Raw genomic sequence first — 13,606 nt, forward strand, 5'->3', positions numbered from 1 at the left:
GACGGAGGAGAGAGAGTAACTACGGCGTCAGCACCGTGCGCCCAACCACCGCGCCCTGCTGCAACTGCACCAGCGCGTCGTTGGCCCTGGCGAGCGGTGCCGTCGTCACCGGGATCGGCGGCACCTTCTTGGTGCGGACGAGATCGAGCAGCTCCTGCGTCTCGCGCAGATTGCCGACATAGCTGCCCTGGATCGTCACCGCCTTGATCGGAATCAGCGGCAGCGCCCAGGTCGCGCCACCACCGAACAGGCCGACGATGACGAGCTTGCCGCCCTTGGCCAGACAGTCGAAGCCGAGCTGCGTCGTGGCGGCGTTGCCGACGAGGTCGATCACGGCGCGGATCGGCCCGCCCGCTTTCCTGGCGAGCTGCTCCAGCGCATCCGGCGCCTTGGGATCGACGGTGGCGAGCGCGCCGGCCTTCTCCGCCGCTTCGCGCTTCCTGGCATCAATATCGAGCATGATCGCACCCTTGCCGCCCATGGCTTTCAGCAGCGACAGCGCCATCAGGCCGAGGCCGCCCGCCCCGAACATCACGATCGGCGTGTCAAAATGCTGCTCGACCTTCTTCAGCGCGCTGTAAGTGGTGACGCCCGAGCAGGCGTAGGGCGCGGTCGTGGCAGGATCGAGGCCTTTGAGGTTGAGCAGATAGCGGGGATGCGGCACCAGCATGTGATCGGAATAGCCGCCGTCGCAATAGACGCCGAGCGAGCGCGGCGTCGCGCACATGTTCTCGTCACCAGCCAGACAAACGGCGCACTTGCCGCAGCCGATCCAGGGATAGACGAGGCCGATGTCGCCAAGCTTCAGATCGCCCTGGTCAGCCGGCTTCACGTCGGGGCCGAAGGCCAGGACTTCGCCCACGGTCTCATGGCCCATCGTCAGCGGCAGGTTGATGCCGCGGTCCTTCAGCGACAGCGGCTTGCGGCCATGGCCGAGATCATAGCCGCCTTCCCAGATGTGAAGGTCGCTATGGCAGACGCCGGCGGCCTTGACCTTGATCAGCACCTGCGTGCCCGACGGCTGCGGCGTCGCCTCGTCAAACTCCTGCAGCGGCGCCTTGAAATCGGCGACCTTGAAACTCTTCATCGGCGTCCTCCCGGCATGTTTGTCGTTCTCGCCGCCACCATGCCATGACCGGCGGGGCGAGACAAACCCGGCAGCCGTCTTAGTTCAGGCCAGCGGATGGTGGCAAGCGGCGAACTGGCCGGGCGCGACCTCGCGCAACTCCGGTATCTCCGCGCTGCATCGCTGATCCGCCCGTGGACAGCGGGTGCGGAAACGGCAGCCGGACGGCGGCGCAATCGGCGATGGCGGCTCGCCAATCGCCACACTCTCGGCGGGACGGACATCCGGATCCGGCACCGGGATCGCCTTCAGCAACAGGTCCGTATAGGGATGCGCGGGCCTCGCGAACAATTGCTCAGATGGCCCGACCTCGCAGAGCCGGCCGAGATACATCACCGCGACGCGGTCGCTGACCGCTTTGACCACAGCAAGGTCATGCGCAATGAACAGCAGCGTCAGACCGAAACGCGCCTTCATCTCCTCCAGCAGGTTGAGGATCTGTGCGCGGATGGAGACGTCGAGCGCCGAGACCGGCTCGTCGCAGACAATGAACTCAGGGTTGAGCACCAGCGACCGCGCGATGCAGATGCGCTGGCACTGGCCGCCGGAGAATTCGTGCGGCAGGCGGCCCGCCACGAGATCGGGGTCGAGCCCTACCGCAGAGAGCACATCGTGAACGCGCCGCTTGCGCTCGGCGGCGTTCTTGATACCGGCAATGATCAGCGGCTCGGCAACGATGTCGCCAATGCGCCGGCGCGGATTGAGCGAGGCGATCGGATCCTGAAAGATCAGCTGCACGCGGCGGCGCATCTTGCGCAGCGCCTCGCCTTGCATCGCCGTGAGATCCTCTCCGTCGAACTGCACCAGCCCCGATTTGGCACGGCGCAGTTGCAGCACTGCGCGTCCCAGGGTCGACTTGCCGCAGCCGGACTCACCAACCAGCCCCAGCGTCTCGCCGCGCGCGACCTGGAGGCTGACACCGGAAACCGCATGCACCGTCTTGTTGCCGAGACCGTATTCCACGACGAGATTGTCGACCTTCAGAAGCGGCTCATCGCGCAGGGCCAGCTGCATCATGTGCCGATCTCCTCCACCATCTGGATCGGATGGAAGCAGGCATAGAGATGCCCCGGCATCTCGGCGCTCTTCAACTCCGGCTTCGCCTCGCGGCAGCGCTCGACGGCATAGCGGCAGCGCGGCGCGAAGGAGCACCCCTTCAGCGGCCGCGTTGGATCGGGTGGGCGGCCGGAGATGGCGGGCAGCGGCGTATGCGGCGCGGTGTCCAGCTTCGGGATCGCCGCCAGCAACGCCTCCGTGTAGGGCATGTGCATCCGCTTGAACAACGCCTGCGTCGGCGCGCGCTCCACCACCCGGCCCGCATACATCACCGCAACCTCGTCGGCACGGCCGGCGACCACGCCGAGATCGTGGGTGATGATGATCATCGCCATGTGGCGGCGGCGCTGTTCGCGCGCGAGCAGATCGAGGATCTGCGCCTGGATCGTCACGTCGAGCGCCGTGGTCGGCTCGTCCGCGATCAGCAGCTTCGGTTCGCAGGACAGCGCGATCGCGATCGCGATGCGCTGGCGCATGCCGCCGGAACACTGATGCGGATATTGCGCCAGCCGCTGCTCCGGTGCCGGGATGCCGACGGCGGCGAGCAACTCGATGCTGCGCTTGCGCGCCGCAGGCGCATCGAGCTCGAGGTGCTCCTGGATCGTCTCCATCAACTGGGTGCCGATGGTGAGCACCGGATTGAGCGAGGTCATGGGGTCCTGGAACACGACCGCAAGGTCGCGTCCGCGCAGGCGGCGCAACCGCTCCGCATCGAGCCGCACCAGATCCTGGCCGTCGAACATCACGCGTCCGGTGAGCTTCGCCTTCCTCGGCAGCAGCTGCAGCACCGCGCGCGACAGCATGGTCTTGCCGCAGCCGGACTCCCCGACGATGCCGAGCGTGCGGCCGGCCTCCAGCGACAGATCGACATGATCCACGGCGCGCAAATTGCCGCGCGGCGTCGGCAGTTCGACCGCGACATTATCGATGGTCAGCAGCGGCGCGCTCACAGCGCCCCCTGACGCGGGTCGGTCAGCGCCCGCATGGTGTCGCCGACCAGGTTGAACGCCAGCACAGTCAGGAACAGCCCCACGGCCGGCAGGAAGGCCAGCCGCGGCGCGACGTCGAGGCTGTCGCGGCCCTCGCCGATCATGCTGCCCCAGCTCGCCATCGGCGGCGGCACCCCGAGACCGAGGAAGGACAGCGCGCCCTCGACCACGATGGTGACGGCGACGCCGAGCAGGAAGAACGCCAGCAGCGGCAGGATCACGTTCGGCAGCAGCTCACGCAGCAGGATGCGCGCGTGGCTGGCGCCGAGCGCTTCGGCCGCGATCACGAATTCGCGCCGCGCCAGGGTCAGCGTCGCCGCCCGCGCCACGCGCATGAAGGCGGGAATGCCGAGCACGCCGAGGATCATTGTGAGATTGGGGATGGACTGGCCGAGATAGGCGGTGACGGCGAGCGCGAAGATCAGCGGCGGAAAGGCGAGCAGCACGTCCATGCTGCCGACCACCAACGTCTCGAACCGGCCACGGAAATAGCCGGCAAGCAACCCCAGCGCACCGCCGAGCGCCAGACCGATCATCGGCGCAATCAGCCCCACCGTCAGCGAGACGCGCGCACCAAAGATCAGGCGGGCAAGCTCGTCGCGGCCGAGGCTGTCGGTGCCGAGCCCGTGCTCCCCGGAGAACGCGGCGCGGCGCTCCAGCATGTCCATGTCGACGGGGTTCTGCAGCGGCAGCACCGGCGCCAGGATCGCGAGTGTCAGGATCACAATGAGCCAGATGCTCGCGAGCCAGAACAGCAGGCCGAGCTTGCGCCGGCGGCGGATCGGCACGGACACGGCCTCGTCCTGCATCGAGAGTTCAAGCGTGGCCATGGCGGATCCTCGGATCGAGCACGGCGTAGAGCATGTCGACGATGAAATTCACGATGACGAAGCCGCAGGCCACCAGCAGCACCACGCCCTGGAGGATGACGAGGTCGCGGGTGTAGATCGCGCCGACCAGAAGCCGGCCGATACCGGGGAGCGCGAAGATGGTTTCCACGATCAGCGTGCCGCCGAGCAGGCGGCCGATATTGATGCCTGTGACCGTCACCAGCGTCAGCGACGAGGGCTTCAGCGCATGCACGAACAGGATGCGCGATGGCTTGAGGCCTTTTGCCTTCGCCAGCGCGATATAGTCCTCCTGCAGGGTCGCGATCATGTCGGAGCGCAGCACCCGCATGATGCCAGGCCATTCGGCGAGGGCCAGCGTCAGCGCCGGCAGCACGAAGAAGCGCAGATTGTTGAGCGGCTCCTCGCTGAACGGCACATAGCCGGTCGCCGGCAGCCAGCGCAGCTCGACCGCGAACAGATAGATCAGCAGGATCGCCATCAGGAACGACGGCATCGACAGCATGGCGAAGGCGCTGCCGGTCATGAAGCGGTCGAAGGCGCCGCCGGCGCGCGCGGCGCAGGCGATCGCGACGGGAACGCCGATCACGAGCCCGATGAACTCCGCCATCAGCATCAGCTGGAGCGAGACCGGAATGCGCTCGGCAACCGCCTGCAGCACGGTCTGCCCGGTGCGGAAGGAGCGGCCGAGATCGCCCTGCAGGACGTGGCCGAGCCAGCTCAGGTAACGCCACCACAGCGGCTGGTCGAGCCCCATGTCACGGCGCAGTGCCGCGACATTCTCCGGCGTCGCCTGATCGCCGAGAATGACATAGGCAAGATCGCCCGGGAGCAGCGAGGCGATCAGGAAGGTGAGCAGCGAAACGGCGAGCAGAACCGGCAGGATGGCCAACAGCCGCCGCACGATGAAGTTCAGCATCGCCCGGTCATTCCAGCCAGGTGGAGGAGACGTCGATCACGCCGTTGTAGATCTTCGGGAAGCCCTTCAGCCTGGCGCTCGACAGCGCATAATAGGTGTTCTGGAAAGTCCAGAACCAGATCGCCTCCTTGTTGATCAGCCGGCTGATCGCGCAATAATCCTCGATCCGCGCTGCGGGATCGGCGGTAACGCGGGAATGGTCGAGCAGCCGGTCGAGCTCCGGATCAACGAAGTTGGCGAGCGCCAGCGGGCTGCCGCTGCGGAAGTTCGCATACATCTGCGGATCGGGATCGGCGAGATCGACGATGCGCCATGGCACGAGCTGGAACTGGCGCGTGAAGGCGCGCGGCGGAATCGTGGCCTGATCGACCTGCTCAATCTCCATATTGGCGCCGGCGCGCTTCCAGAATTGCTGGAGCACCTGACCGATCATGCGGCCACGCGGGGTCGCGGTCACCAGCATCTTGAACTCGACCGGCTTGCCGTGATCCTTGATCAGTGCCTTGGCCTTCTCGAGGTCGAACGGCAGCGCGCCGTCGTCCTTGCATTTGACCCAGGAGCCGTCGCCATACGGATTGGACGCCGGCCGGCTCAGGCCGTTACTGATCGCCTGCGACATCTTTGGCCGGTCGATCGACATCACCAGCGCCTGACGGACACGGACGTCGTCGAACGGCGCCTGCTTGGTGTTGAAGGCATAGACCTGCGCGCCAGAGCCCTTGTAGGTGTGCACAGTCAGCTTGGAGTCCTTCTGCGCCTTCATGATGTTGTCGGCGTCGTTCTCGTCGTCCCAGATGATGTCGGCCTCGCCCGACTGCAGCGAAGCAAAGCGCGACTGCGCGTCGGGCAGCGGCTTCAGGATGATGCGGTCGAGATAGGGACGGCCCTTGTCCCAATAGTTCGGGTTCTTCTCCAGCACCATGCGGTCGCCGGCGGTCCATGATTTCAGGATGTAGGGGCCGGTGCCGACGGGATTGCGATTGTAGTCGTCGCCCTTGGTCTTCCAGGCCGTTGGCGAATGCACGACGTTGTTCTGGCTCTGGATGGTGATCGTCGCCGGCAGGTTCACGGAGGGATCGGTGAGATTGTAGACGACCGTATATTCGTCGGGCGCCAGCACTTCCTTGACGTTGGTGATGTAGAAGGCGCAGCGGCACTTGTTGGCGGGGTCCTTCTGCCGGTCGAAATTCTCCTTGAAGGCCTGCGCGTTAAACGGCGTACCGTCGTGGAATTTCACGCCCTGGCGCAGCTTGAAGGTCCAGCTCTTGTAATCGTCCGAATGTGTCCAGGACTCCGCGAGCTTTGGCGCGGCCTCACCCTTGTCATTAAGCGTGGTGAGCGTGTCGAAGATCGCAGCCGCCGCGGTGAAGGTCGAGGTGTCGTAGACACCGACCTTGAGCGGATCGAAGCCCGTAATATCCAGCTCCTGGCCGACGGTGATGCTGCCGCCCGGCTTCTGCGCCTGGGCCCGCTCGGTCAGCGGGAGAAGAGCAAATGCCGCAACAAGGAAAATCGGCGCGCGCCTGCGTGCCGCAGCAGCGATGTTCGTCATGGTTCCTCCCGGGATCCCTCGTCCGATGTTTCGGATCGTTGAATGACTCGGGAGCGAGATTGGCGACAAATGATCGCCACGGCAAGAGGAACACGCGCAAGATCAAACGCTGTAGTGGTGCTGCAATGCGCTCAGTTTGTCGCAGCCGTCTTGCTTGACGGAATTGGTGCATTGTCGGCGAGACCGATTTCCTCGCGCAATTTGTCGGTGTGCTCGCCGAGCACGGCCATCGTCTTGCCCGGCGCCGTGTCGGCGCCCGACATCCGGAACGGCAGATTGAGCACCTGGAAGGAGCCGCCGCCGTCCTCTACCGACGAGAGCGCCTGCCGGTGCGCGAGTTGCGGATCGGCCAGCGCCTCGGACACGGTGCGATAGGCCGAAGCCGGCACGCCGGCAGCGCCCAATGCGAACAGACATGCGTCCGTCGGGTGCTGCCTCGACCAGGCTTCGACGCCATCCATCAATTCGGCCCAGTTGTCGCGGCGTGCGGCATAGGTGGAGAAGCGCGCATCGGAAATCCATTCGGGACGGCCGATCACCCCCATCAATGCCTGAAAGGTCTTCTCGCTGGCGACCGTGATCATGACATAGCCGCTCGCGGTCTCGGTCGGGCCGAACATCGGGCGCGGCGGCGGCTTCACCGCGAATTGCGAGTTCTGCACCTCAAGCACCGTCAGCGTCAGCATCGTCTCCAGCATGGAGACGTCGATGTGTTGGCCCTGCCCGGTCAAGCTGCGCTGATAGAGCGCAGACGCGATTGCGCCGAAGCCGTAAGTGCCGGTGACGACGTCGGCATGATAGATGCCGCAATAGTCCGGCCGATTGCGGCCGGGCTGGTAGGCGAGATGCGCCATGTCATAGCCGGAGGCGGCATGGATCACCGGCGCGTAGGCCGGCAGCTCGGCCGAGGGACCGCTCTGGCCATAGCCGGAGATCGAGCAGTAGATCAGCTTCGGGTTGACCGGGCGGAGGCTGTCATAGTCGAGCCGCAGCCGGTGCATCACGCCCGGGCGAAAGTTCTCGACAAGGACATCTGATGTCGCGACCAGCCGCCGCACCGCCTCCTTGCCGTCCTCGGACTTGAGGTCGAGCACCACGCTCTTCTTGCCGACATTGAGCTGGCCGAACACGGTGCTGCAACCGTTGCGCAGCGGTGGCCGGGTCCGCATCGTCTCGCCGCCGTCGGTCTCGATCTTGATGACCTCGGCACCCATGTCCGCCAGCATCCGCGCGCAGTGGGGGCCTGCGATGGTGGTCGAAAAATCCAGCACCCTGAGACCGGCGAAAGCCTTTGTCGTCGTCTCTTCGTGCTTATCTGATAGCTGCATCCCCGGCGGTCCCTTAGGAACTATCGATATTGTCTTTCGTTGGTGCGGCGAGCCTAGAGGGCGGCGGCTGAGTAGGAAAGTCTTTACCGAACCGACGCGTCTTGCGGGTGACCTAGGAATTCCAGGGGCAACTGGACCCGTTCTTGCATAGCAGCAGGCGGGATCGGAAGAGGGCAGCAGTTCTTGAGGGTCTTGTTCGTTACAACCGAGATGGACGACTTCGTCCGCGTTGGCGGACTAGCCGCCGTTTCCGCCGCCCTCCCCAGAGCGCTTCGCCCTTTCGCAGATATCCGGATCATGCTCCCCGGCTATCGCGACATCATCGAGCAACTCACGCACATACAGATCGTCGGCCGCTGCCCTGCGTTTGCAGAGATGCCGGCCTGCTCGCTCGGCCGGGCCGCGACCAAGGACGGCCTGCCGGTCTATGTGCTGTTGTGCTCACAACTCTACGACCGGCCCGGCAACCCCTATGGCGACGAGTCTGGGAACGACTGGCCGGATAACGACATCCGCTTCGCGCGCTTCGCCTCGGCAGCCGCTGAGCTTGCCATGGGCAAGCTGGACAAGAATTGGGCAGCGGACCTCGTCCATGCCAACGACTGGCAGGCTTCGCTCGTACCGGCCTACCTTGCTTGGCGCGGCGCCAAGGTCCCGTCGATCCTGACCATCCATAACCTCGCCTATCAGGGCCTCTTCCCGAGGGACTCGCTGCGGCGAATTGGCGTACCCGAGAGCTCCTTCCACATCGACGGCGTCGAATTCTACGATCAGATGTCGTTCCTCAAGGCCGGGCTGGTCTACGCCTCGCATCTCACCACCGTCAGCGGCACCTACGCGCGGGAGATCACCACCACCGAGTTCGGCTGCGGCCTCGAGGGCCTGTTGCAGCTGCGCTCCGACGCGGCCGAGCTGACCGGCATCCTCAACGGCATCGACGAGAGCTGGGACCCGCGCTCCTGCGCCCAGCTCGCCCAGCAGTTCGGCGCCGGCGACTGGGTCGGCAAGAAGGCCAATGCGGATTACGTGCGCAAGCAGTTCGGGCTGGCGGTGTCGCGCGGCCCGATGTTCGGCATCGTCGCGCGCCTCGTGCATCAGAAGGGCATCGACCTCGTGCTGGCGGCGGCCGACGAGATCGTCGACGCCGGCGGGCAGATCGTGGTCACCGGCTCCGGCGAACCTGCGCTCGAGCAGGCGCTGGTCGATGCGCATCGCCGCCGCCCCGATGCGATCGGGGTCACGATCGGCTTCAACGACGCCCAGGCGCGGCGCATCTTTGCCGGCAGCGATTTCACGTTGATGCCGTCGCGCTTCGAGCCCTGCGGGCTCAGCCAGATGTACGCCCAGCGGTTCGGCTCGCTGCCGATCGGCCACCAGACCGGCGGCCTCGCCGAGACCATCACCGACGGCGAGACCGGCTTCCTGTTCTCGAAGCCCTCGCGCGATTCCTTCCTCGGCGGCGTCCGCCGCGCCTTCGAGGCCTTCATGGCGCAAGACCAACTCGACACCATGCGCCGCAGCGCGATGGGACGCTCGTTCTCCTGGAGCATCTCCGCCGGCAGCTACAACGCGCTGTACCGGAAGCTGGCAGCGGTGTGAGCCGAGGCGTTTCCTCTCGTCCCCGGACGCAGCGCAACGTCTCTTCGACGGTGCGCTGCAGAGCCGGGGCCCATGTGTCGACGGAGCTCGTAGCCCCTGGGTCCCGGCTCCGCGCCGCAATGCTCGCGCATTGCAGCTTGTCCGGGACACAAGAATTTTGAACTTCACCCCTTCCCGCTTACATCCATCTGCGGCCGTCCGATCCAGGCCCGGTTGAGGCACCGCGTCATCCAATCCGGCCGCGGCTCACCCCGCAGCCGCGCCTGCGCTTCCTGATAGGGCCCGACATAGCGCAGCCGGTCCGGCAATTTCGGATAGACGCGGCTTATCCATCGCAGCGCATTGTCGGCCGCCCTCTTGTCGCGCTCGTCGAGCTCAAATCCAAAACCGACGCGCAGTTGCTCCGGCAACATCCTCGCCGTGAGCGCCCGGTACCAACGCGGTGGCCGCAGCCACGGACGTGCGCCGGCAAAGATCTGCGTGGCGATACCGCGCGCCGCCGGACTGACGGTCAAAATGTCTGACCGCACCATCGCGGCCGTGTAGGCCGCAAAGCCGGCCCAGTCCGCCGGCAGATCGTCCGCCGTCAATCCGAACAACGCGCCGAACGTCCGGCTCTCGGCCCAATAGCGCTCCCGCGCCTCCGCCGGGAGCGGCGGCAGGATCAGATCGTGCGCCATCAGCGCGGTCTCGACCAGCGTCGCGTGGACCCAGCGCAGCGATGGGGTGTCGTTGGCGCAGTAGCGCGAGCCGGCCGCGAACGGACCGACCGTCTCCGGCATCGCTCCGACGATCATGCTGTGGCGCCGGTGCAGCCGCCTTGACGACAACAGCGCCCGGTCGAGCGAGCCGAACACCATGGCGAAGACGATGTCGAAGGTGCGATGAAAACGGCCGATAGGATCAGCAAGGGTCTTGGAGTGCTCAGCGATGGCAGCCGCGACCCAGGGATGCGCCAGTTGCAGCAGCAGCGCGCGGCCGGCGCCGAGAAAGATCACGGCCTCACGGTCAAGTTGCCAGGTCACCGTGTCAGGTCCGAACACGCCGGCATCAGGTCCGGCCGCCTCAGCGCGGACCCGATTGAGGGCAGCTTCCAGATCGCTCGCGGACACCACTTGCAACGCCTTTCGACTGCGGGCAACCACAATCCGCAAAGCCTGTGGCATTTCAATGAAGGAGACGCGTCCCTATTCCGCGGCCATCGGCATCTCGTCCATATGCTCGTGCAACACCACGCCGGCGAGCGGATCGAATTCGCCGATCCACGGCTTGCGCGCGAGCACCGACTTGGTGTGAGCGTAGCCAGCATGCCAGCGCCGCGTGATCCCCGACGGACTGAAGTCGATATCCTTGGTATGGGTCTCGCGGTCGAGCTGCGGCGCCAGCAGCCGCACGACGTGCATGCGGGTCGGACAGCCGTAGCTGATCAGCTCCCTCACCGCGGCATCGCTGCGCTCGCTCTCGGGCAGCCGCGCCGCGAGCTGGTTGATGACATGGCGCAGGCGATGGGCTTGCTGCTGGCGCGTGATCTGGCTCGCGATCCGGCTGGAATACATCACGTCCTTGTGCCGGTTCAGCACCTCCGCCATCGTGGTCGGCTCGGCGCCGACGGGATTCCACAGATGCACGGAGAAGATCAGCGAATCCCTGCGTGGATTGTCGTCGAACACCGCTTCCGTCGGCGTGTTCGAGAGAATGCCGCCGTCCCAATAGAGTTCGCCGTCGATGCGCACCGCCGGAAAGGCCGGCGGCAATGCGCCCGAGGCCATCACATGCTTCACCGTCAGCTCGCCGTCGCGGCTGTCGAAATAGCGCATTTCGCTGGTGCCGACATGAGCCGCACCGACCGTCAGGCGCGGCGCGCAGCGATTGGCCAGGTCGAAATCGACCAGCTCGCTCAGCGTCTTCTCGAGCGGCGCGGTCGAATAGTAACCGGCGTGATCGGCACCCAGCGGATAGGAATCTCCGGCATGCGCGAGCGGATTGGGGCGGAAGAAGCCGGGAATGCCGTGGGTCACGGCCGACCAATAGGCCAGCTTCTCGTTGAAGCCGGGAAACGCGGCACGCCAGTCCCAGGCCGGCTTCTGCTCCATCCGCTTCCAAAACTCCTTCAAGCGCGCGAGGCGGCGCTCTGGGGTGTTACCCGCAATCAGGCTGGCATTGATCGCGCCGATCGAGGTGCCGATGATCCAGTCGGGCTCGATGCCGGCCTCGTGCAGCGCCTGGTAGACGCCGGCCTGGTACGAGCCGAGCGCGCCGCCGCCCTGAAGCACGAGGACGACCTGACCCGGCAGGTCCGTGTCCTTTCGTTGCCCGTTGTGCTGCATGCCGTTCATGTGTCGCTCCTGTCGAGCCTGTGGTTTATCATTCGTCAGGTGTACGGCCATTGTTACATCTTGCCGTTCTCGGCGATTGCCGGGCCTTTTGGAAATGCCGGCTGGCTTCCAAAACCATACGCGGGCGCTATCGCGCCCAGGATATCATTCCCTGCCCCGATCGGTTAGATTTCCCGCCGATCCTGCCGGGAGCCGAGCCATGGAAATGCATCAGGTCCGCTATTTCCTCGCGGTCGCGCAGTTGCTCAATTTCACGCGCGCGGCCGAGGAGTGCAACGTAACACAGCCCTCGCTGACGCGAGCGATCAAGCAGCTCGAAGCCGAGCTCGGTGGCGATCTGTTCCGTCGCGAACGGCCGGCGGCGCAGCTGACCGAACTCGGCCAGCGCATGCATCCGCTGCTGAAGCAGTGCTACGATGCCGCTGCCGGCGCACGCTCTCTTGCGTCCTCATTCAAGAGCGGCGAAATCGGCGCGCTGCGTATCGCGCTGACGCACTCGATCGACCTCGCGCTGCTGATTCCGCATCTCAACGAGATCAGGCGGCAGTTCAACCGGCTCGAGCTGCGCTTTCTGCGCGGCTCCAGCCGCGAGGTCGCCGAATTCCTGAAGAAGGGCGAAGCCGAACTCGGCATCGCCGCCGAGATCGACGAGGCCTGGGACCGGCTCGACGTCTGGCCGCTCTTCACCGAGGGTTTCGAACTCGTCGTCAGCAACGGACATCGGTTGGCCGGCCGCAACTCAATCGAACTGGACGACCTGCGCGCGGAGCAGCTGCTGGGCCGGACGTTCTGCGAGCACGCCGGACGCATCTCGGCGAGCCTGCGCGAGCACGGTATCGACGTCGAACATGGCCATGAAGTCTCCAGCGAGCACGATCTGATCGAGCTGGTCGAGGCCGACATCGGCGTCGCCATGGTGCCGCACACGTCACCGGTGCCGGAGAAGCTGACGCGCGCCGCGGTCGCCGGGCTGGACGCCCGCCGCACCGTCAGCCTCTACGGCGTGGCCGGCCGGCAACGCACGGCGGTCGCCAACGCGGTGATGCGGATGCTGCGCGGCGCGGACTGGCGGGCGATCGCCGGGTGATACGAGGACAGCCCGCGGCTAGTTCTCCCTGCCCGCGCTTTCCAACGCGGCAAGCAGGTCGTCGATCTCCATGCGCTTGCGGAAATCAGGATCGACGAAGCGGGCTTTCACGATGCCATCGCGGCCGACCACGAACACGGCCGGGATCGGCAGCATCCAGCCGTCATTGCCGTGGAATCTCGCCATGTCCTGGTAAGACAACAGGCTCTGGATTTCGGTGCCCAGCCAGATCGCGAGATTGAGCGACAGCGCATAGCCATTGTCGAGGTCGGTCAGGATCGGAAATGGCGCACCGGAATCGGCCTTGATCTGCCTCGTATATTCCTGCGTCTCGGGCATGATCGCGACGACCCGCGCACCCATCGCCTCGATGCGGTCCAGCGCATGGACCACGGCACGGACATTGAGCCGGCAATAGGGGCACCAATGGCCGCGGAAGAACATCACCGCGACCGGACCGTTCTCGAGCAGTGCAGTCAGCGCGACGAGACGGCCGCTCTCATCCGGCAGCATGAAGGGCGGCATCGCCTCGCCCGGGCGCGGCGCGGTCTCGCCACCGCCGTTCCCACCCAGTCGCGCCACTAGGCGATCGACCGCCTCGCCATAGGCCGGGAAGACCTCGCGGCTGGCGTCGGCATAGGCACGGAGCTGTTCGTTCAGCGTGCCGTCCATGTCCCGGCAGCGCTGGAAGGCAGACCTGAGCCGCTCGGCGTCGGCTGGCGAGAGTGACGTCATCTTCCGCTCCGGCATTCTTGAGACGAATACT

The 13,606-nt window shown here is 65.7% G+C and carries 12 protein-coding genes; 2 read left to right on the forward strand and 10 right to left on the reverse strand.

The annotated features are described in order from the left end of the window. Nucleotides 1-19: 19 nt before the first annotated feature. The 7 genes from FNV92_RS26010 to FNV92_RS26040 form a co-directional block, all read right to left on the reverse strand. Nucleotides 20-1,087 carry an alcohol dehydrogenase gene (locus FNV92_RS26010; protein ID WP_015687683.1) on the reverse strand — a complete coding sequence of 356 codons (1,068 nt, stop codon included), beginning with the start codon at nucleotides 1,085-1,087 and terminating at the stop codon, nucleotides 20-22. An 84-nt stretch (nucleotides 1,088-1,171) separates the two neighbouring features. Further along, nucleotides 1,172-2,143 (reverse strand): ABC transporter ATP-binding protein, encoded by a 972-nt coding sequence (locus FNV92_RS26015; RefSeq protein ID WP_143843972.1) that lies wholly within the window; start codon nucleotides 2,141-2,143, stop codon nucleotides 1,172-1,174. Next, nucleotides 2,140-3,132 carry an ABC transporter ATP-binding protein gene (locus FNV92_RS26020; protein WP_143843971.1) on the reverse strand — a complete coding sequence of 331 codons (993 nt, stop codon included), beginning with the start codon at nucleotides 3,130-3,132 and terminating at the stop codon, nucleotides 2,140-2,142. The genes FNV92_RS26015 and FNV92_RS26020 overlap by 4 nt, the downstream gene beginning before the upstream one ends. Then, complete coding sequence (locus FNV92_RS26025) at nucleotides 3,129-4,001, reverse strand: ABC transporter permease (RefSeq protein ID WP_143843970.1); 873 nt, start codon at nucleotides 3,999-4,001, stop codon at nucleotides 3,129-3,131. Before FNV92_RS26025 ends, FNV92_RS26020 begins: the two co-directional genes overlap by 4 nt. Next, the gene (locus FNV92_RS26030) at nucleotides 3,988-4,938 is read right to left on the reverse strand and encodes an ABC transporter permease (protein ID WP_143843969.1); all 951 of its coding nucleotides are present in this window, start codon (nucleotides 4,936-4,938) and stop codon (nucleotides 3,988-3,990) included. The genes FNV92_RS26025 and FNV92_RS26030 overlap by 14 nt, the downstream gene beginning before the upstream one ends. 7 nt (nucleotides 4,939-4,945) lie before the next feature. After that, nucleotides 4,946-6,490: an ABC transporter substrate-binding protein gene (locus tag FNV92_RS26035; RefSeq protein WP_143843968.1), complete on the reverse strand. Its 1,545-nt coding sequence runs from the start codon at nucleotides 6,488-6,490 to the stop codon at nucleotides 4,946-4,948. Between the two features lie 131 nt (nucleotides 6,491-6,621). After that, entirely contained in the window at nucleotides 6,622-7,818 is a 1,197-nt protein-coding gene (locus FNV92_RS26040) for a CaiB/BaiF CoA transferase family protein (RefSeq protein ID WP_143843967.1), read from the reverse strand. A gap of 210 nt (nucleotides 7,819-8,028) precedes the next feature. Between FNV92_RS26040 and glgA the strand changes: the two genes are divergently transcribed. After that, nucleotides 8,029-9,417 (forward strand): glycogen synthase GlgA, encoded by a 1,389-nt coding sequence (gene glgA / locus FNV92_RS26045; protein ID WP_416377764.1) that lies wholly within the window; start codon nucleotides 8,029-8,031, stop codon nucleotides 9,415-9,417. Nucleotides 9,418-9,581: 164 nt separating this feature from the next. On the opposite strand, the gene FNV92_RS26050 is transcribed toward glgA, so the two are convergent. After that, nucleotides 9,582-10,532: an oxygenase MpaB family protein gene (locus FNV92_RS26050; protein ID WP_168213561.1), complete on the reverse strand. Its 951-nt coding sequence runs from the start codon at nucleotides 10,530-10,532 to the stop codon at nucleotides 9,582-9,584. Nucleotides 10,533-10,604: 72 nt separating this feature from the next. Continuing rightward, nucleotides 10,605-11,753, reverse strand: coding sequence for a patatin-like phospholipase family protein (locus FNV92_RS26055; protein WP_143843966.1), 1,149 nt, complete (start codon nucleotides 11,751-11,753; stop codon nucleotides 10,605-10,607). Between the two features lie 199 nt (nucleotides 11,754-11,952). Between FNV92_RS26055 and FNV92_RS26060 the strand changes: the two genes are divergently transcribed. Further along, nucleotides 11,953-12,840, forward strand: a complete 888-nt coding sequence (locus tag FNV92_RS26060; protein WP_015687693.1) for a LysR family transcriptional regulator — start codon at nucleotides 11,953-11,955, stop codon at nucleotides 12,838-12,840. Between the two features lie 18 nt (nucleotides 12,841-12,858). On the opposite strand, the gene FNV92_RS26065 is transcribed toward FNV92_RS26060, so the two are convergent. Next, a complete protein-coding gene (locus FNV92_RS26065) occupies nucleotides 12,859-13,575 on the reverse strand; it encodes a peroxiredoxin-like family protein (protein WP_015687694.1) in 717 nt (238 codons plus the stop codon). Nucleotides 13,576-13,606: the final 31 nt, after the last annotated feature.

Origin of the sequence: Bradyrhizobium cosmicum (assembly GCF_007290395.2) — a bacterium.
GTDB classification, from domain to species: Bacteria; Pseudomonadota; Alphaproteobacteria; order Rhizobiales; family Xanthobacteraceae; genus Bradyrhizobium; species Bradyrhizobium cosmicum.

Coding starts and splice junctions, on each gene's coding strand:
- FNV92_RS26065 (WP_015687694.1), bottom strand. CDS start 13,575: ATGACGTCACTCTCGCCAGCCGACGCCGAGCGGCTCAGGTCTGCCTTC.
- FNV92_RS26030 (WP_143843969.1), bottom strand. CDS start 4,938: ATGCTGAACTTCATCGTGCGGCGGCTGTTGGCCATCCTGCCGGTTCTG.
- FNV92_RS26010 (WP_015687683.1), bottom strand. CDS start 1,087: ATGAAGAGTTTCAAGGTCGCCGATTTCAAGGCGCCGCTGCAGGAGTTT.
- FNV92_RS26040 (WP_143843967.1), bottom strand. CDS start 7,818: ATGCAGCTATCAGATAAGCACGAAGAGACGACGACAAAGGCTTTCGCC.
- FNV92_RS26015 (WP_143843972.1), bottom strand. CDS start 2,143: ATGATGCAGCTGGCCCTGCGCGATGAGCCGCTTCTGAAGGTCGACAAT.
- FNV92_RS26025 (WP_143843970.1), bottom strand. CDS start 4,001: ATGGCCACGCTTGAACTCTCGATGCAGGACGAGGCCGTGTCCGTGCCG.
- FNV92_RS26060 (WP_015687693.1), top strand. CDS start 11,953: ATGGAAATGCATCAGGTCCGCTATTTCCTCGCGGTCGCGCAGTTGCTC.
- glgA (WP_416377764.1), top strand. CDS start 8,029: ATGGACGACTTCGTCCGCGTTGGCGGACTAGCCGCCGTTTCCGCCGCC.
- FNV92_RS26035 (WP_143843968.1), bottom strand. CDS start 6,490: ATGACGAACATCGCTGCTGCGGCACGCAGGCGCGCGCCGATTTTCCTT.
- FNV92_RS26055 (WP_143843966.1), bottom strand. CDS start 11,753: ATGAACGGCATGCAGCACAACGGGCAACGAAAGGACACGGACCTGCCG.